Below are 17,037 nucleotides of genomic sequence, written 5' to 3'. Positions count from 1 at the left end.
CGCCCAAACAACCTTCAGTCTGCCTGAAGCTTCCGTGCTAGCCTTCAGGCTACCTGAAGGCTATGAGGGAGTATCCATGGAAGGTCTGTTGCTGTCGATACATGTACTCGCCGGCATCGTGTTCGTCGGCGGATCGGCCATCGCGGCCAGCCTGTTTCCCCGCTACGCACCCGTTACCGCCGACGTCGGCGTGGGTTCGGCGGTCGGCGACGCGCCGACGCAGGTCTCAACCGAGACCGAGCGGAATCGGGCCGTGGCCGTCGCGCTGCACCGAATCACCCGGGGCTACGGCCTCTTCGGCATCGTCGTGCCGGTGGTCGGGATCGCCGCGGCCCTCGTGCAGGGCCGGATCGGTGAGATCTGGATCACCGTCTCCATGATCCTCACCGCGGTGGCGGGCGGCCTGCTGGCCCTGCAGATCTACCCGCGGCAACGCGACGCGCTCGCCACCCCTGACGGCGGCGAGCGGCTGCGCAAGCTCTCCATGCTCGCCGGGATCTACAACCTGCTTTGGGCGACCGTCGTCGTGCTGATGATCGTCCGTCCCGGCTCGGCCACGGCATGACCTTCCCGCGTACGGCCGCCTTCCCGTCGGGCGTCCGCTGGCGCGCCGTCATTCCGGGCGTCGGTGGACTGCTGGTTGTACGGCGGAGGCGAAGAACCCAGTAAGGAGCCGTGCCTCGAAAGGCGCGAGGGTGACCGCGTCGGTCGGCCGGTCTCGCTCGTCGACGGTCGCGTGCGATGACCAAAGCGTGCTCCTGGCATCAGGAAGCGCGATTCTCTGGTCACGGTCGGAAAGATTCACCGCCACGAGAACCGCGTCTTCGCCGTCACCGCGGCGATAGACGAGATGGTCCGGGTGGGCGGACAACACGGTGATACCGCCTTCGCGCAGTACGGCCAGCTCTTTTCGGAGCGTCAGGAGTCCTTTGACGAGGGAGAGGACCGAGCCGGGGTCGAATTCCTGGCTCTCGACGCTGAACTCTCCCGCCCACGAAGGTATGGGCAGCCAAGTCTCGACGTCATCGGGACCGAATCCGGCGTGCGCCGGCTTCTCCTGCCACGGCATGGGCATCCGCTGCGGGTCACGGCCGAGGCCGAGACCGGGCGCGCGTAGTTCGGCGCAGTCGCGGGCGTGCCCGCTGTCGACGGGGGAGTCGGGGAGGCCGAGTTCGTCGCCGTAATAGAGCGTCGGCGTTCCCTTGAGGGTGAGCAGCAGGGTCAGTGCGCCGGGTACGCGTTCCGTTCCGATTCGACTGGCCAGACGAGAGCGGTCGTGATTGCTCAGCACCCAGTTGGGGTGCGAGCCGGCCGGGAGCGCGGCGTAATAGCGCTGAATGAGTTCCGCCAGGTCGACGCCGTTCCAGGGGGTGTCGATGAGGGAGAAGTTCATCGCGATGTCCAGTCCTCGCGACCCGAGCGCGGCGACGCGTTCGAGTTTGAGATGGAGCTCACCCATCAGCATCCGGTCGGCATAGTCCTCGGTGACCGTGTGCATCTCCGTGAGGAGGCCCGGGAGTTCGGGTTGGTCGGCGGTGTACTTCTGAATCTGCCGCACCGTCGTGTGGGCCGCCGCGCCGCCGATCTCGAACGACTCGCTGCCGTCATCCATCGGATTGTCGCGAAGTCGCACGTCCTTGATGAGCCGCCACACCGCGTCCACGCGGAACCCGTCGACCCCACGGTCGAGCCAGAATCTCATCACGTCGAACATCGCGTGTTTGACGTCCGGGTTGCGCCAGCTCAGGCTCGGCTGCTCCGGCAGATGCGCGTGGTAGTAATACTGTCCGGTCGGCTCGTGGAAGGTCCAGGAGGAGCCGCCGAACGCGGAGGCCCAGTTGTTGGGCGGGCCGCCGTCCGGCTTCGGGTCGTGCCAGAGATACCAGTCCCGGTGCGCGCTGTCGCGACTCGACAGGGCGTCACGGAACCATGGATGCTCGCTGGAGGTGTGCTGGGGCACGTAGTCGAGTACGACACGCAGCCCTCGATCGTGCGCCCCCCGAACGATCCGCTCGAAGGTCGCCAGATCGCCGAACACCGCCCCGACCTCGGTGTATCCGGACACGTCGTAGCCGAAGTCCAGCAGCGGCGAAGCGTAGATCAGGCTCAGCCAGATCGCGGTCACGCCGAGTGCCGCGATGTAGTCGAGGCGCCGCTCCACGCCCCGCAGATCGCCGAACCCGTCGCCGTCGCCATCCTGGAAAGACGGCACGTACACCTGGTAGAAGGCCCCTTCGCGCCACCACTGTCCTGGTTCCCGGGTGGTCATCCCTTCACCGCCCCCGCGGTGAGGCCGGAGACGATCTTCTTCTGGAAGACCAGCACCAGGAGGACGAGCGGGATGGAGATGATCACGGACGCGGCGCTGATCGTGCCGAGCGGCTGCTCGTACTCGCTCGCGCCCGTGAAGAACGCGATGGCGACCGGAACTGTACGCGCCTCGGGGCTGTAGGTGAGCGTGGCCGCGAGCAGGAACTCGTTCCAGGAGAAGATGAAGGCGAGGATTCCCACGGTGGCGATGCCGGGCGCGGCGAGCGGCAGGATGACCTTGTAGTACGCCTGGAAAGGAGAGGTGCCGTCGATGTAGGCCGCCTCTTCGAGTTCCACGGGGATCTCTTTGAAGAAGGACACGAGGGTGTAGATCGACAGTGGCAGCGTGAACGTCAGGTAGGGGATGATCAGCCCGACGAGCGTGTTGTAGAGCCCCAGATCGTTCCACAGGGCGAACATCGGCGCGGCGATCGCGATGCCGGGGAAAGTTGTCACCGAGAGCACGATGCTCAGGATGAGGAACTTGCCGCGCATCCTGAGCCGGGCAAGGGGATAGGCGGCGAACGACGCGACGGCGAGCGCGAGGATGGTCGTCGTCGACGCCACGATGACGGAATTGACCAGGGCGCCCAGGAAATGGCTGTCGCCGAGAATCGCCAGGTAGTTCCCGAGAGTGGGGTGCGGCGGGGTGAGACTCGCCGTGGAGAGATCGGGCCCTGCCTTCAACGAGGTGTTGATGAGCCAATAGAGCGGCACGAGCGAGAGCACATGATCGAACCTCGTGTCAAGGCGACCAGGAGGAACCTGTCGGCCTCGATCGCCGACGATCTCCTGTTCAAGATCAAGAGCGGTCAGCTGCCACCGGGCTCGAAGGTGCCGAACGAGAAGGAGCTCATGGCGGCCTATGGGGTTGGCCGCAACACCGTCCGGGAGGCGGTTCAGTCGCTCGTGACCATGGGGTACCTCGATGTCCGCCCACGCGTCGGGGCGAGGGTGACCTCCGTACCGGTGGACGAGGCCGTCGAGTCCGCGGCCATCTCGGCATTACTGGCAGGAGAGGTCGTTGGGGACATCTATGAACTGCGGCGAGTGCTGGAGACGGCGATCGCCGAGCGTGCGGCGACCGAGGCGACACCCGCCGACCTTGAAGCGATCGGCCTCGCCCTGCAGGACTACGAGCGCGCCCACCGGGACGGCCACGGCGCCTACCGCGCCGATGTCGCCTTTCACGCGGCGCTGGCGGTCGCCAGTCACAACGTGGCGTTCCGCAACGTGCTCGAAGGCGTGGGTGATCTGCTCCTGAACGCGCGTCAGCTTACTGATCGTCTTCCTGGCGCGATCTCACTGGCGCTGGAGGAGCACACGGAGATCCTGCGCGCGATCGAACAACGCGACCCTGATCAGGCGCGGCACGCGATGAAGGTGCACATGGCGACTTCCGTAGAGGCTTGGCAGCGTGCGCAGCGGCTCTTTGTCGAGAGCTGACCCGCGAAATCAGTGATGACGAAAATTTAATGATAAAGAAAAACTGAACGAGGAACGACTTTTGCCCGGCCAGAAACGCCTTCGAGTAGTTGTTGCCAATCCTCTTCATGAGGAGTCCTACCAGCGCATCGTAGAGCGCGAACCCCGCGTGACGCTGCTCAATGATCTTTCACTGCTTCCCCCCACACGGCACCGGGCGGATTTCTCCGGCGACCCCGAATTTCGGCGTACCCCTGAACAGCAGGCGGAATTCGAAGCCCTCCTCGATTCAGCCGACGCGCTGCTCGGGATCCCTGACGTCGATGCGGCGGCGCTGGGCCGGGCGGTGCGGTCGAACCCACGTCTTCGCTGGGTGCACGCGACCTCGGCCGGCGGTGGGCAGCAGGTCGGGAGGGCCGGACTGAGCCCGTCGCACCTCGAGAGGGTCACCTTCACCACCTCCGCCGGCGTGCATGGGTCGCCGCTGTCGGAGTTCGTGGTGCTGGGCATTCTCAGTGGTGCCAAAGACCTTCCCCGGCTGCTGCAATTGAAAAGCCGGCGCCACTGGAGCGAACGGTGGATGTCTCGGCAGATCTCCCGGCAAAAGGTGTTGATTCTTGGCTTCGGCGGGATCGGCCGGGCCGTCGCTCGATCTCTTTCCGCGCTGGGCATGAGCGTTACGGCCACCTCGCGCCACGCCGACGCCAAGCACCCCGATGTCGACAGATTTGTCAGCGTCGATGAACTGACCGAGGTGATCGGAGACATGGACGCGATCGTGTGCGCGCTGCCGGGCACCGATCTGACGAAAGGAATCGTCGACGAACGACTGCTCGCCCGGGTCAAACCCGGTGCCACACTCGTGAATGTGGGCCGAGGCACCGTGGTCGACGAATCGGCGCTCATCGCGGCGCTGGAGGACGGACGGATCGGTTTCGCCGCCCTCGATGTGTTCGAGGTCGAGCCGCTGCCCGCCGAGAGCCCGCTCTGGACCATGCCGAACGTCCTGATCAGCCCGCATACCGCGGCCCTCGCCGTCGACGAGGAGACGGCCGTCGTCGAGCTGTTCGCCGACAATGCCACGCGGCTGCTCGACGGGCATCCGCTCGTGAACGTCGTCGACACGGTCGAGTTCTATTGACCTGCCGGCTTCCTGGAAGAAGTCGGTCACCCGGCCGCGCCGGGGCCGGGCAGCAGGTCGACGTCGCCCGCGTGCATCGGCTCGCCGCAGTGGGCGCAGCGCAGGTCGACCCTGCTGATCTCACCGCACGCGTGATGGCGGTAGAGCACCGGCGGGCCGGCCTCGCCCGCGAGCCACTTGTCCCCCCAGCCGGCCATGACCATGAGCAGGTCGACGAGCTCGCCGCCCTTCGCCGTCAGGCGGTACTCGTAGCGCGGCCGCATGTCGTAGGCGTGGCGCTCCAGCACGCCCTGGTCGACGAGGTGGTTGAGCCGCTCGGTCAGCACCTTGCGGGAGATCCCGAGGTCGACCTGGATCTGGTCGAACCTGCTCACCCCGGCCCACACGTCACGCAGGATCAACGGCGACCACGGCTCCCCGATCACGTCGAGGGTGCGTGCGATGGAGCAGGCCATCTCCCTGAAGTTCGTGCGTTGCATGAGCGGAGTCTAGCAATTGGGGTTCCCTTAGGGAACTTAGAGTGTTACGGTCATGGAGTCTCTTCAAGGAACTCAAAGACTGCCGCCAGGAGATGGTCACCATGCTCAAGCCCGACGTACGCCGCGTGCTCGACGGCACCTCGCTCGCCCACCTCGCCACCGTCCTGCCCGACGGCGCTCCCCACTCCGTTCCGGTCTGGGTCGGCACGTACGGCGACCAAGTCGCGATCATGACAGGCCCGGGCTCCCAGAAGGCCCGCAACCTGCGGCGCGACCCCCGGGTCGCACTCTCCCTGACGCCGCCCGACAACCCGTTCCAGCCGGTCCTCGTCCGCGGCAGGGTCGTCGAGTGGATCGAGGGCGACGCTGCCTGGGAGATCGTCGACCGGATCTCGACGAAGTACATCGGCGGCCCCTACACGCGCGATGTGGAGCGGGTCGTCGCGCTCATCGAGCCCGATCGGCAGAGCATGGGCTGAGACGCCCTGCCGCACGTCGTCCTGCTTCGTGAAGAGGAGCATCGATCTTCGCTTACTGTGCATCTCGGGGAAATCGCTGAGGCAGAATGTCCGAGCCAGGGCGTATAGATGCGCGGCGTGCCAGGGGGGATCACGGAGGATGACGTCGGGAATGGGCACTCAGGCTCAGGAGCAGCTCGGCCCTTATCGGATGATCGAGAAGATCGGCGAAGGCGGTATGGGGGTCGTCCATCTCGGTCTCGACGGCGCGGGCCGCAAAGTCGCGATCAAGGTGCTGCACCAGCATGTGGCCGCCGACCTCAAGGCCCGTGACCGGCTGGTCCGCGAGGTGGAGACCATGCAGCGGGTGCGCAGCCCGTACGTCGCCGAGGTGATCGACGCCGAGCTGGCGGGCGGCCGGCCGTATGTGGTGACCCGTTTCGCCGCGGGCCGCACGCTGGAGGACGCCGTGCTGTCCCAGGGCCCGATGGAGGCGCGCGAGGTCATCAGGCTCGCCCAGGGGCTGTGCCAGGCGCTGGTGGACGTGCACGCGGCCGGTGTGATCCATCGGGATCTCAAGCCGTCCAACGTCATGCTGGTCGGCGGCGAGCCGCTGGTCATCGACTTCGGCATCGCGCATCTGGTGAACGCGACCCGGCTCACGCTGACGGGCATGTTCGTGGGGACGCCGGGCTATCTCGCGCCCGAGATCATCCGCGACTCCCAGATCACCCAGGCGGCCGACGTGCACGCGCTCGCCTCGACGGTGTTCTTCGCCGCCACGGGGCTGCCGCCGTTCGGGACGGGGGCGTTCGAGACGGTCTGCTTCAACACCATGGAAGGGCGGGTGCAGCTCGACAAGGCGCCGATGTGGCTGCGGGACTGGCTCGGCCGGGCGCTGCAGGTCGATCCGGCGGCCCGGCCCAGCGCGCGGGAACTGCAGCGGATGGCCAGGGCGCTCGATCCGGCGGGCCGCCCGGCTCGGGCCGAATGGCACGGAGATCGTACGCCGGCGAGCCGCCTGGGTGAGGCCAAGGGGCGCGGAGACGGCACGCTCACCATGGACGCCGTCTCCGACCTGCTCCCGCCGGTCGACTACGCCGCGAGGCGCCAGGAGCAGCCGGCGTACGTACCCGCCCCGGCGCCGACCGTCCACACCGATCAGCCGGAGGAGCGCCGCCCGGCCCCGGCCCCCAAGGAGCCGTTCGACCTCCAGCGGTTCTTGGCCAGTAGCGGGTTCGTCGGGGTGCTCGCGGTCGTGACGCTGATGGCGTTGACCGTCGTCACGCCGGTCGCCATGGGGCTGCTGGCGGCGGCGCTCACGCTGGCGTTGCGCGTGGCCGAATACTTCTTGGGCGAGACCGAGCGGACGTGGTCCAGGGAGGCGCTCGTGGCGGGGGGTCACCTGCTCCTGTCGCTGGCGTTCGGCATCGCCGCCGCGACTTTCCTGCACATGGCCGGCCGGTTGAGCGTCGGCCACGCGGAATCCTTGGCCGCCGGCGCGTTCACGCTGGGGCTGTTCGTGCTGCCCGGCTCGGGGCCGGTACGGTGGGCCGCCTCGCACATCCTCGACCGCTTCCTGCCCGGCCGCACCGCGACCGTGGTGTCGGTGGCCGTGATGGGACCGATCGCGCTGACCTCGGTGATCGTGGCCCTGGTCCAGGCGTTGTAGCCCGGCGCGGACGGCGTTCGGCGTGGCGCACGTTCGCCCGGCTCGCGCGCCACCACCTCGCCGCCCGGCGGTGGCGCGCCGACCGTGACCGCTGTCGGCGCGAACGGCATCCCCGGTGGCTTCAGTTAGACGGGCTGGTCGGCTAGGCGGGCTGGTCGGCCGTCGCGCGCGCCGCCATCCGCCGTTCGAACCACAGGGAGCAGAACGGCGGGACCGCGCACGCCAGGCCCAGCACCACCGCGCCCCGGCTCCAGCCCGCCTCGCGCGCCGAGAGCAGGACTCCGATCACGTACAGCACGAACAGCGCTCCGTGGATCGGCCCGAACACCTTCACACCGAGTTCGCCGGTCGCGGTCACGTACTTGAAGAACATCCCGACCAGCAGCCCTGCCCACGAGCATGCCTCGGCCACCGCCACGACCCGGAACCAACCCAGCATTTCTCACCCTTTCGCCCGAAATGACGCGGATACTCTACAGGCTGTAGAGGATGGCGAGCGGCGACCGAGGGTTGTTCTGGGGTGCATGATCGTCTGGCACACTGAGTCCATGAGTGGACGAGGTCGCCCGCCGGACCCGGACCTCGAAGCGCGGGTCCATGCCGCGGCGCTCGACCTGTACGGCGAGGTGGGCTGGGCGGGGTTCAGCCTGGACGTGGTGGCGCGGCGGGCGCGCGTGGGGAAGGCGGCCCTCTACAGCAGGTGGGGCAGCAAAGAGAAGCTGATCGTCGACGCGCTGACGGCCATGCACCCCGACCCTGACCCGAATGCCCCGAAACGGTCGGGGCTGCTGCGGGAGGACCTGGTCGTCATGGCGGTGAACATCCTCGACGGCTACTTCGACCGCCGGGGTCTGGTCATCCTGCGGGCGCAGATCGAGGCCAAGGTCTATCCGGAGCTGTTCGGTCATGCGCTGGAGCGGCTCCAGCGAGAGCGCATCAGGGAGGGCCGCGCCATCGTGGTGAGCGGCATCGACCGAGGCGAGCTTCCGGCGGGGACGTCCCCGGCTCGGGTGCTGGACGCGGTCGCGGGCATTCTGACCAACCACGTTCTGTCGACACCGGCCAGCCAGATGCCCGCGCTGATCAAGCGCAAGGAGAAGTTCGCCGAGGAGACCGTCGACTTCGTGCTGTCGGCCGTCGGCTACCGGTCAGCGGCCCAAGACGTCTGATCCGTCGCGGACGCAGGACCGGTTCCGGGGCGTCTGGCTTGTCCTTGGTCGGTCACTTGCCGGGCGGCTATTTACAGACCAAGTTCGTCTGTATTAGCGTGCGGATCAGCGCGCCAACGGCTTGATCGGCTCACGGATATGGCCCTGACGCGGCCTCCCGGAAGGAGCACAGACATGGCCCCCAGCCCGTGACTCTCACGAACGCGAGCAGCCCCGGCCGGATCGTCGCGGTGCTGGCTTTCGGCGGCATGGTCGTCTCCATGATGCTCACCCTCGTGGCGGCCGTCATCCCAAGGCTGCCCGAACGCGTCGGGCGGTCTAGCGTCGGGCGGTCTAGCGTCCGGCGATCTAGCGTCCGGCGATCTAGCGTCCGGCGATCTGCAGCCGACCAGCAAGGTACGGCCCCCCACCTGACGGAACCGATCCCTACTGAACAGTCCTGAACACCGCTGCGCACACATGAAGGGCATTCCATGGGAGCTCTTGACGGCAGGATCGCCATCATCACCGGCGCGGGCCGCGGCATCGGCGCGTCCATCGGCCGGATGTTCGCCGCCCAGGGCGCGAAGCTCGTGCTCAACGACCTCGGCGCCGGCCCGGACGGCACGGGCGGCGACGCCGGTCCCGTACAGGACGTCGCCGAGGAGATCAACGACCTCGGCGGCCAGGCCGTTGCCGACACCGGCGACATCGCCGAGACCGCGACCGGCCGGCGCCTGGTCGACCTGGCCGTGGAGAACTACGGCGGGCTCGACATCGTCGTCAACGTCGCCGGCATCCTCCGCGACAAAATGATCTTCAATCTGCCCGAGGAGGACTGGGACGCCGTCATCCGGGTGCACCTGCGCGGCCACTACAGCACGATCAAGCCCGCGGCCGCGTACTGGCGCGGCCAGCGCAACCCGGACGGCCACTATCGCGTCATCAACTTCACCTCGGACTCGGCGCTCCAGGGCTCCCCGGGCCAGCCCAACTACGCCGCCGCGAAGATGGGCATCATCGGCCTGACCGCCTCGCTCGCCAACGGCCTGGCCCGGTACGGCGTGACCGCGAACGCCATCGCCCCCGGCGCGGCCACCCGCCTGACCGCGACCGTCCCGGACGACAAGAAGCTCGGCGACGATTCCCGCCTCGCGGAGGTCATGTCGCCGGACAACATCGGGCCGATCGTCACCTACATCGCCGGCACCGAGTCGGACTGGCTGTCGGGGCGTACGCTCGGCGCCGCCGGGTACGAGGTCAGGCTGTGGAACACGCCCGAGGTCGTCGAGACTGTCGCCTCGGACGGCCCGTGGGACCTCCAGGACCTCGCGGACAAGGTCGCGAAGTCGTTCCGCCCCAAGGCCGACGGCCTGCCGCCATCGCTCTTCATGGCCCAGATCCCGAAGTGAGCCGATCAGCACCTTAGGCCCGTCCATGCCGACAGGAGAGGGAAGCCCTATGTCCTCTGCCACCCCATCAACCACGGCACCCATCGGCTTCTACGAGATCGCCGCCGCCGACCCCGGCCGGGTGGCCATCATCGATCCGGACGGATCGGCTCTCACCTCCGGCGAGCTGCTGGCACGGGTCAACCGCGTCTCACGCGCCCTGCGGTCGCACGGTCTCACGGCGGGCGACGCCGTGGCGGTGGCGGTGCACAACGGTCACGAGTATCTGGAGTTGTCGCTGGCCCTGGGGCAGGTCGGGATGTTCCTGGTTCCGGTGAACTGGCGGCTGGCCCCGGCCGAGATGCGGTACATCATCCAGGACTCCGGGGCCAAGGTCGTGGTCATGGACGCCGAGCAGGCGGCGACGCTGCCGCTCGAGTCGCTCCCGGAGCACCGGTTCGTGGTCGGTGGCGCGCTGGACGGCTGGCTGCCCTATCCGGAGCTGGGTGCGGGCGAGTCGGCCGACACGCCGCCGCAGCGCCGGCTCGGGTCCGTGATGGGCTACACCTCGGGCACCACGGGCAGCCCCAAGGGCGTACGGTTCCCGCTGCCGGACGTCCTTCCGGAGGCGGCGATCACGTCGTTCACGGCCTTTGTCTCCCGCTACGAGATCACCGTGGCCGAGGGGGTACACCTGGTGTGCTCGCCGATCTACCACGCCGCTCCCAGCGGCCACGCCTCCGCCTTCCTGCACCTCGGCCACACGGTGGTGCTCCAGGACAGGTTCGATGCCGAGGATGTGCTGCGGGCGGTGGAGCGATACCGCGTGACCAGCGTGCACATGGTTCCCACGCACTTCCACCGCCTGCTGCGCCTGCCGGAGGAGGTGCGGTCCGCGTACGACCTGTCCAGCCTGGAGGCGGTCATCCACGCGGGCGCGCCGTGCCCAGTGCCGATCAAGCAGCAGATGATGGAGTGGCTGGGCCCGCGGGTGTGGGAGTACCTGGGGTCCACCGAGGGCAGCGTATCCCTGGTGAGCCCGCAGGAGTGGCTGGCAAAGCCCGGCACCGTGGGACGGCCGGTGCCGAACACGGACGTGAAGATCCTCGACGAGGACGGCAAGGAGGTGCCTGCCGGGGAGGCGGGCACCATCTACTTCGGCACGCGGGGGCGGCGGCCGGCCTTCGAGTACAACAACGACTCGGACAAGACCGCGGCCGCGCGGCGGGGCGACCTGGTCACCGCCGGCGACTACGGCTACTTCGACGAGGACGGCTACCTGTTCCTGTTGGACCGGCGGACGGACCTGATCATCTCCGGCGGCGTGAACATCTACCCGGCCGAGATCGAGCAGGCCCTGATCACGCATCCCGCCGTCGCCGACGTCGCGGTCATCGGCGTGCCGGATCCGGACTGGGGCCAGAGCGTGCTCGCGGTCATTCAACCGGCCGCCGGCGCGGTGCCCGGTGACGAGCTGGCCGCCGAACTCCGCGCGCACTGCGCCGAGTATCTGGCCTCGTTCAAGATCCCGCGCCGGTACGAGTTCCGCGCCGACTTCCCGCGGACCGAGACGGGCAAGCTGCAGCGCCGCAAGCTGCGCGATGCCTACATTTAAGGAGTACACGTGAAGGTAGGTGTGCACGTCGGCGGACCGCCGTCGCCGGACGTCGCGCGGTTCGCCGGATGGGCCGAGGAGACCGGCTTCGACGTCGTCACCACCACCGAGGTCGATCACGATCCCTTTCTGCCACTGGCGCTGGCCGCCCAGGCGACCAGCCGGGTGCGGCTCGCGACGGGCATCGCGGTCGCCTTCGCGCGCACGCCGATGGCGTTGGCGTACATCACCAACGATCTTCAGGCGCTCTCCGGCGGGCGCTTCGTCCTCGGCCTCGGCACCCAGACCAAGCCCCACATCACCCGCCGCTTCAGCATGGAGTGGGGCAAACCGGTGACCCGGATGCGGGAGTACATCACCGCCCTGCGTGCGATCTGGAACGACTGGAACAAGGGCGAGGAGGTGCGGCACGTGGGGGAGTACTACCGGCACACGCTCATGACGGCGACCTTCCGCTCGGCGCCGCACGGACACGACAATCCGCCGATCCACCTCGCCGCGGTCGGCCCGGCCATGACGCGGCTGGCCGGTGAGGTGGCGGACGGGCTGATACCGCACGGCTTCAGCACCGAACGGTATTTCCGCGAGGTCACCCTGTCGGCTCTGGAGGAGGGCCTGGAACGGGCCGGTCGTGACCGGTCCGAGGTGAGCGTCCACTGTCCCGGCTTCGCGCACGTGTACGCCCCGGACGGCTCCATAGACGAGCAGCGGCGGATGCTGCGCGGCCGGATCGCCTTCTACGGCTCCACCCCCGCCTACCGAGGGGTTCTCGCCCTCCACGGCTGGGAGGAACTGCACGAGCGGCTCCACGCGCTGTCCGTCCGTCCGGAGGCCGACCGCTGGGACCGAATGGCCGACCTGGTCGATGACGAGGTGCTCGACACGTTCTGTACGAGCGGCACGCTGCCCGAAGTGGCGGCGGAGCTGCGCCGCCGATTCGGCGGGCTGGTCGACCAGGTGCACCTCCATCCACCGGCGGGCACGCCGGAGACGGAGATCCGCGCCGCCCTGGCCACGCTCCACGACTCCGTCCCGCCCGTGGGAGAGCGAGCCCTTCCTGCGGGCGAGCGATAGGTCGCCTCAGCGGGTCTCGAGGTGGGCCTGGATGGCGTCCATGACGGCTCGCGGCGAGGCCGAGCGGCTGAAGGTGGCCACCACCACCTGCTCGCCCTTCTCCTGGGGCTGCTCCAGGTGGCGGAACGTGGCGATCACATAGCCGAGAGCGTGGTCCAGGAGCCCGAAGGGATCGTAGGCGCCGCCGGCCCGCAGCCAGCCGCGCAGGACCTGGTTGTGCGCCGCCACGACGGAGGCGGCCATGAGTTCGGCCCGCAGGCCGGCGTCGGGCGAGTCGCCGAGCCATTCGCCGACGAACTCCCGGAACAGCCGCTGGTAGCGGGCCACGCTGGCGATCTCCCGGTCGCGCAGCGCGGGCACCTCCCGGACCAGGCGGTAGCGGCGCAGCGACACCTCGGCGTCGTCGACGTAGTGGGCGAGCACGAGGCGTACGGCGTCGGTGATGGCCACGATCGCGGTGTCGGCGGCGGAGGCGCGCAGGCGGGTGTCGATCTTGGCCAGCAGCGCGTCGTGGTCGGGGAAGATCGCGTCTTCCTTGGAGTGGTAATGGCGGAAGAACGTGCTGCGGCTCACGCCCGCCCGGGCGGCGATGTCGTCCACGGTCGTGGCGTCGTAGCCGTTCTCGTCGAACAGGGCGACGGCGGCTTCGGCCAGGCGGTGGCTGATGCTCGGGTTCGGCACAGGGGCCATTCTTCCGGATTCAGGGGTGTCCAAAACGTACGAAACTCAGTACCGTACTTATGAAACTCAGTCCCATGGACGGTGATGGATGAGACCACCTGACACCGCGGGCAGCCTCGCCCGCCTGAAGGAGCGGCTCGACGAGGCCGTCCACGTCGCCGAGGCGCGCGCGGCGACCAAGCAGCACGCCAAGGGCAGGCTGACCGCCCGCGAGCGGATCGAGCGGCTGCTGGACGACGGCTCGTTCGTCGAACTGGACGCCCTCATGAAGGGTTCGCTCGGTTACGGTGACGGCGTGGTGACCGGGTACGGGACGGTGGACGGCCGCCAGGTGTGCGTGTTCTCACAGGACTTCACGGTCGCGGGCGGCAGTCTGGGTGAGGTGTACGGGCAGAAGATCTGCAAGGTCATGGACCTGGCGATGCGCAACGGGTGCCCGATCGTCGGCATCAACGAGGGCGCCGGGGCGCGCATCCAGGAGGGTGTGGTCTCGCTCGGGCTGTACGGCGAGATCTTCCGCCGCAACATCCGCGCCTCCGGTGTGATCCCGCAGATCTCCCTCATCATGGGCGCCTGCGCGGGCGGTCACGTGTACTCGCCGGCGCTCACCGACTTCACGGTCATGGTGGACGAGTCCTCGCACATGTTCGTCACGGGCCCGGACGTGATCAAGACCGTGACCGGCGAGGACGTCACGTTCGAGGAGCTCGGCGGCGGGCGGGTGCACAACAGCTGCAGCGGCGTGGCCCACTACCTGGCGCACGACGAGGACGACGCGCTGGACTACGTCCGGGCGTTGCTGTCGTACCTGCCGGACAACAACCTCGACGAGCCGCCGCACTCGGTGTTCGAGGCGGACCTGGAGCCTTCGGCCGACGACCTGGCGCTGGACGTGCTGGTCCCGGACTCGCCGAACCAGCCGTACGACATGCACGAGGTGATCGGCGCGCTGCTGGACGACGGCGAGTTCCTGGAGGTGCAGGGGCTGTTCGCGCCCAACATCGTGGTCGGCTTCGGCCGGATCGAGGGCCGGCCGGTCGGCGTGGTGGCCAACCAGCCGATGCGGCTGGCCGGGACGCTCGACATCGACGCCTCCGAGAAGGCCGCCCGGTTCGTACGCACCTGCGATGCCTTCAGCGTCCCGGTCCTTACGCTGGTGGACGTGCCCGGCTTCCTGCCCGGCACCGACCAGGAGTGGAACGGCATCATCCGGCGCGGCGCCAAACTCCTGTACGCCTACGGCGAGGCCACCGTCCCGCTCGTCACCGTCATCACCCGCAAGGCCTACGGCGGCGCGTACGACGTGATGGGCTCCAAGCACCTGGGCGCCGACGTCAACCTGGCCTGGTCCACCGCCCAGATCGCGGTCATGGGCGCCCAGGGCGCGGTCAACATCCTGCACCGCAAACGCCTGGCCGCCGCCGACGACCCCGACACGCTGCGCGCCGAGCTGGTCCACGAGTACGAGGACACCCTCGCGACCCCGTACCTGGCGGCCGAACGCGGTTACGTGGACGCCGTCATCCGGCCGAGCGAGACCCGCCGCGAGGTGACCAGGGCGCTGCGGCTGTTGCGCGGCAAGCGCGACGCCCTGCCGCCCAAGAAGCACGGGAACATCCCGCTGTGAGCAACATCAAGCCCGGGGGCGAGGGAGCCGAGCGGGCGGCCGGGGCGCCGACGGATCCGCCCGCCGTGCGCGTGGTGAAGGGCGCTCCGACGCCGGAGGAGCTCGCCGCCCTGGTCGTGGCTTTGCGTCTGGTGCGACCGGCGGCCGACGCCCCGCCACCCGCCGTCACCCGCGCCCGGCGCGTGCTGCGCCGTCCCCTCGTGCCAGGCCCGCGCGGCTGGCGGGAGTCGAGCTGGAACCTGGGAGGACACCTGTGAGCCTGCGCAAAGTGCTGATCGCCAACCGCGGCGAGATCGCCGTCCGCATCGTCCGCGCCTGCCGGGACGCCGGCATCGGCTGCGTGGCCGTCTACGCCGATCCCGACCGCGACGCGCTGCACGCCCGCCTGGCCGACGAGGCGTACGCGCTGGACGGCGCCACGCCGGGGGAGACGTACCTGTCGATCGACAAGATCATCGAGGTGGCGGCGCGGTCGGGCGCCGACGCCGTACATCCCGGTTATGGCTTTCTGGCGGAGAACGCGGCCTTCGCCCAGGCGGTCATCGACGCCGGGCTGATCTGGATCGGCCCGCCCCCGGCGGCGATCACCGCCCTCGGCGACAAGGTCGAGGCCCGGCACATCGCCCAGAAGGTTGGGGCGCCGCTGGTGGCCGGAACGGCCGACCCGGTGTCCGGGGCGGACGAGGTGCTGGCGTTCGCGCGGGAGCATGGCCTGCCGATCGCCATCAAGGCGGCGTTCGGGGGCGGCGGGCGCGGGCTCAAGGTCGCCCGCACCCTGGAGGAGATCCCCGACCTGTACGACAGCGCGGTCCGCGAGGCGGTGGCGGCGTTCGGGCGGGGCGAGTGCTTCGTCGAGCGCTACCTCGACCGGCCCCGCCACGTCGAGACCCAGTGCCTGGCCGACGCCCACGGCGGCGTGGTCGTGGTCAGCACCCGCGACTGCTCGCTCCAGCGCCGCCACCAGAAGCTGGTCGAAGAGGCGCCCGCGCCGTTCCTCACCACGGAGCAGGAGGCCCTGCTGCGCGACAGCTCCAAGGCCATCCTGCGCGAGGCCGGCTACGTCGGCGCCGGGACCTGCGAGTTCCTCGTCGGCCAGGACGGCACGATCTCCTTCCTGGAGGTCAACACCCGCCTGCAGGTCGAGCACCCGGTCAGCGAGGAGGTCACCGGCATCGACCTCGTACGCGAGATGTTCCGTATCGCCGACGGCGAGCCGCTGGGCTACGACGACCCGCCCGCTCGCGGCCACTCGATCGAGTTCCGGATCAACGCCGAGGACCCCGGCCGCGGCTTCCTGCCCGCCCCCGGCACGATCACCCGCTGGCACGCCCCCTCGGGTCCCGGCGTCCGTCTCGACGGCGGCTACGAGCAGGGCGAGACCGTGCCCGGCTCCTTCGACTCCCTGGTCGCCAAGCTGATCGTCACCGGCGCCACTCGCGAGCAGGCGCTCCAGCGCGCCCGCCGGGCGCTGGCCGAGTTCGAGGTCGACGGCATGCCCACCGCGCTGCCCTTCCACCGGGCGGTCGTGGACGACCCGGCGTTCACCGCCGAGCCGTTCACCGTCCACACCCGCTGGATCGAGACCGAGTTCGACAACCGCCTCACCCCGTACGCCGGACCGGCCGCCACGGCGGAACCGGCGGAGCGGGACCGGATCACCGTCGAGGTGGCAGGCAAGCGACTGGAGGTCGTCCTGCCCGCCGGCATCACCGGCCCGCAGAGCGCCGGTACGCCCAAAACCGCCGCCCCCCGGCGTCGAGGCGCGAGCGCCGTGCGTTCCGCGCCCAGCGGAGACGCCCTGGTCAGCCCGATGCAGGGCACCATCGTCAAGCTGGTGGCCGCCGACGGCGACACCGTGCGCGAGGGCGCCACCATCGTGGTCCTGGAGGCCATGAAGATGGAGCAGCCGCTGACCGCCCACAAGGACGGCACCGTGGTGGGGATGTCCGCCCAGGTGGGCGCCACGGTCGCGGCAGGCGCGGTGATCTGCGAGATCAAGGACCCGTCGTGACCGCG

Annotated in this window: 17 protein-coding genes; 12 read left to right on the top strand and 5 right to left on the bottom strand. The window is 69.2% G+C overall.

The annotated features are described in order from the left end of the window. Positions 1-76 precede the first annotated feature (76 nt). A complete protein-coding gene (locus ACIBO2_RS10435; RefSeq protein ID WP_397296406.1) occupies positions 77-565 on the top strand; it encodes a hypothetical protein in 489 nt (162 codons plus the stop codon). A gap of 48 nt (positions 566-613) precedes the next feature. On the opposite strand, the gene ACIBO2_RS10430 is transcribed toward ACIBO2_RS10435, so the two are convergent. Together ACIBO2_RS10430 and ACIBO2_RS10425 are read right to left on the bottom strand one after the other, a co-directional pair. Then, positions 614-2,269: an alpha-amylase family glycosyl hydrolase gene (locus ACIBO2_RS10430; RefSeq protein ID WP_397296404.1), complete on the bottom strand. Its 1,656-nt coding sequence runs from the start codon at positions 2,267-2,269 to the stop codon at positions 614-616. Next, a complete protein-coding gene (locus ACIBO2_RS10425; RefSeq protein ID WP_397296402.1) occupies positions 2,266-3,039 on the bottom strand; it encodes a carbohydrate ABC transporter permease in 774 nt (257 codons plus the stop codon). Before ACIBO2_RS10425 ends, ACIBO2_RS10430 begins: the two co-directional genes overlap by 4 nt. Between ACIBO2_RS10425 and ACIBO2_RS10420 the strand changes: the two genes are divergently transcribed. Together ACIBO2_RS10420 and ACIBO2_RS10415 are read left to right on the top strand one after the other, a co-directional pair. Next, positions 3,040-3,756, top strand: a complete 717-nt coding sequence (locus ACIBO2_RS10420) for a FadR/GntR family transcriptional regulator (protein WP_397296400.1) — start codon at positions 3,040-3,042, stop codon at positions 3,754-3,756. A 61-nt stretch (positions 3,757-3,817) separates the two neighbouring features. Continuing rightward, positions 3,818-4,876 (top strand): D-2-hydroxyacid dehydrogenase, encoded by a 1,059-nt coding sequence (locus ACIBO2_RS10415; RefSeq protein WP_397296398.1) that lies wholly within the window; start codon positions 3,818-3,820, stop codon positions 4,874-4,876. A 26-nt stretch (positions 4,877-4,902) separates the two neighbouring features. On the opposite strand, the gene ACIBO2_RS10410 is transcribed toward ACIBO2_RS10415, so the two are convergent. Continuing rightward, positions 4,903-5,355, bottom strand: a complete 453-nt coding sequence (locus ACIBO2_RS10410; RefSeq protein ID WP_358544086.1) for a helix-turn-helix domain-containing protein — start codon at positions 5,353-5,355, stop codon at positions 4,903-4,905. A gap of 101 nt (positions 5,356-5,456) precedes the next feature. Between ACIBO2_RS10410 and ACIBO2_RS10405 the strand changes: the two genes are divergently transcribed. Beyond that, positions 5,457-5,834, top strand: coding sequence for a PPOX class F420-dependent oxidoreductase (locus ACIBO2_RS10405; protein ID WP_358544085.1), 378 nt, complete (start codon positions 5,457-5,459; stop codon positions 5,832-5,834). Positions 5,835-5,985: 151 nt separating this feature from the next. After that, positions 5,986-7,485, top strand: a complete 1,500-nt coding sequence (locus ACIBO2_RS10400; protein ID WP_358544084.1) for a serine/threonine-protein kinase — start codon at positions 5,986-5,988, stop codon at positions 7,483-7,485. 142 nt (positions 7,486-7,627) lie between these two features. On the opposite strand, the gene ACIBO2_RS10395 is transcribed toward ACIBO2_RS10400, so the two are convergent. Then, positions 7,628-7,924, bottom strand: coding sequence for a DUF3817 domain-containing protein (locus ACIBO2_RS10395; RefSeq protein WP_357952409.1), 297 nt, complete (start codon positions 7,922-7,924; stop codon positions 7,628-7,630). A gap of 109 nt (positions 7,925-8,033) precedes the next feature. On the opposite strand from ACIBO2_RS10395, the gene ACIBO2_RS10390 reads away from it, so the two are divergent. From ACIBO2_RS10390 to ACIBO2_RS10375, 4 genes are all read left to right on the top strand, one after another. Next, positions 8,034-8,654 carry a TetR/AcrR family transcriptional regulator gene (locus tag ACIBO2_RS10390; RefSeq protein WP_358544083.1) on the top strand — a complete coding sequence of 207 codons (621 nt, stop codon included), beginning with the start codon at positions 8,034-8,036 and terminating at the stop codon, positions 8,652-8,654. A 473-nt stretch (positions 8,655-9,127) separates the two neighbouring features. Beyond that, on the top strand, positions 9,128-10,045 hold the full coding sequence (locus ACIBO2_RS10385; RefSeq protein ID WP_358544081.1) for an SDR family NAD(P)-dependent oxidoreductase: 918 nt from the start codon (positions 9,128-9,130) through the stop codon (positions 10,043-10,045). A 49-nt stretch (positions 10,046-10,094) separates the two neighbouring features. Next, positions 10,095-11,639, top strand: coding sequence for an AMP-binding protein (locus tag ACIBO2_RS10380; RefSeq protein WP_397296394.1), 1,545 nt, complete (start codon positions 10,095-10,097; stop codon positions 11,637-11,639). A gap of 9 nt (positions 11,640-11,648) precedes the next feature. Continuing rightward, positions 11,649-12,713 (top strand): TIGR03617 family F420-dependent LLM class oxidoreductase, encoded by a 1,065-nt coding sequence (locus ACIBO2_RS10375; protein WP_358544076.1) that lies wholly within the window; start codon positions 11,649-11,651, stop codon positions 12,711-12,713. A gap of 6 nt (positions 12,714-12,719) precedes the next feature. On the opposite strand, the gene ACIBO2_RS10370 is transcribed toward ACIBO2_RS10375, so the two are convergent. Further along, entirely contained in the window at positions 12,720-13,394 is a 675-nt protein-coding gene (locus ACIBO2_RS10370; protein ID WP_358173446.1) for a TetR family transcriptional regulator, read from the bottom strand. Between the two features lie 88 nt (positions 13,395-13,482). Between ACIBO2_RS10370 and ACIBO2_RS10365 the strand changes: the two genes are divergently transcribed. Genes ACIBO2_RS10365 through ACIBO2_RS10355 form a run of 3 tightly spaced genes read left to right on the top strand, consistent with a single transcriptional unit; the run spans position 13,483 to position 17,032 of the window. Further along, complete coding sequence (locus ACIBO2_RS10365; protein WP_397296391.1) at positions 13,483-15,021, top strand: acyl-CoA carboxylase subunit beta; 1,539 nt, start codon at positions 13,483-13,485, stop codon at positions 15,019-15,021. Further along, positions 15,018-15,278 (top strand): acyl-CoA carboxylase subunit epsilon, encoded by a 261-nt coding sequence (locus ACIBO2_RS10360; RefSeq protein ID WP_358544072.1) that lies wholly within the window; start codon positions 15,018-15,020, stop codon positions 15,276-15,278. Before ACIBO2_RS10365 ends, ACIBO2_RS10360 begins: the two co-directional genes overlap by 4 nt. Positions 15,279-15,280: 2 nt before the next feature. Next, on the top strand, positions 15,281-17,032 hold the full coding sequence (locus ACIBO2_RS10355) for an acetyl/propionyl/methylcrotonyl-CoA carboxylase subunit alpha (protein ID WP_397296628.1): 1,752 nt from the start codon (positions 15,281-15,283) through the stop codon (positions 17,030-17,032). Positions 17,033-17,037 lie beyond the last annotated feature (5 nt).

The organism is Nonomuraea sp. NPDC050022, assembly GCF_044460705.1.
Classification (GTDB): Bacteria; Actinomycetota; Actinomycetes; order Streptosporangiales; family Streptosporangiaceae; genus Nonomuraea.
This window is presented reverse-complemented; position numbering and strand designations above follow the sequence as displayed.

Coding starts and splice junctions, on each gene's coding strand:
- ACIBO2_RS10410 (WP_358544086.1), bottom strand. CDS start 5,355: ATGCAACGCACGAACTTCAGGGAGATGGCCTGCTCCATCGCACGCACC.
- ACIBO2_RS10390 (WP_358544083.1), top strand. CDS start 8,034: ATGAGTGGACGAGGTCGCCCGCCGGACCCGGACCTCGAAGCGCGGGTC.
- ACIBO2_RS10365 (WP_397296391.1), top strand. CDS start 13,483: ATGAGACCACCTGACACCGCGGGCAGCCTCGCCCGCCTGAAGGAGCGG.
- ACIBO2_RS10435 (WP_397296406.1), top strand. CDS start 77: ATGGAAGGTCTGTTGCTGTCGATACATGTACTCGCCGGCATCGTGTTC.
- ACIBO2_RS10405 (WP_358544085.1), top strand. CDS start 5,457: ATGCTCAAGCCCGACGTACGCCGCGTGCTCGACGGCACCTCGCTCGCC.
- ACIBO2_RS10385 (WP_358544081.1), top strand. CDS start 9,128: ATGGGAGCTCTTGACGGCAGGATCGCCATCATCACCGGCGCGGGCCGC.
- ACIBO2_RS10395 (WP_357952409.1), bottom strand. CDS start 7,924: ATGCTGGGTTGGTTCCGGGTCGTGGCGGTGGCCGAGGCATGCTCGTGG.
- ACIBO2_RS10400 (WP_358544084.1), top strand. CDS start 5,986: ATGGGCACTCAGGCTCAGGAGCAGCTCGGCCCTTATCGGATGATCGAG.
- ACIBO2_RS10380 (WP_397296394.1), top strand. CDS start 10,095: ATGTCCTCTGCCACCCCATCAACCACGGCACCCATCGGCTTCTACGAG.
- ACIBO2_RS10430 (WP_397296404.1), bottom strand. CDS start 2,269: ATGACCACCCGGGAACCAGGACAGTGGTGGCGCGAAGGGGCCTTCTAC.
- ACIBO2_RS10420 (WP_397296400.1), top strand. CDS start 3,040: ATGATCGAACCTCGTGTCAAGGCGACCAGGAGGAACCTGTCGGCCTCG.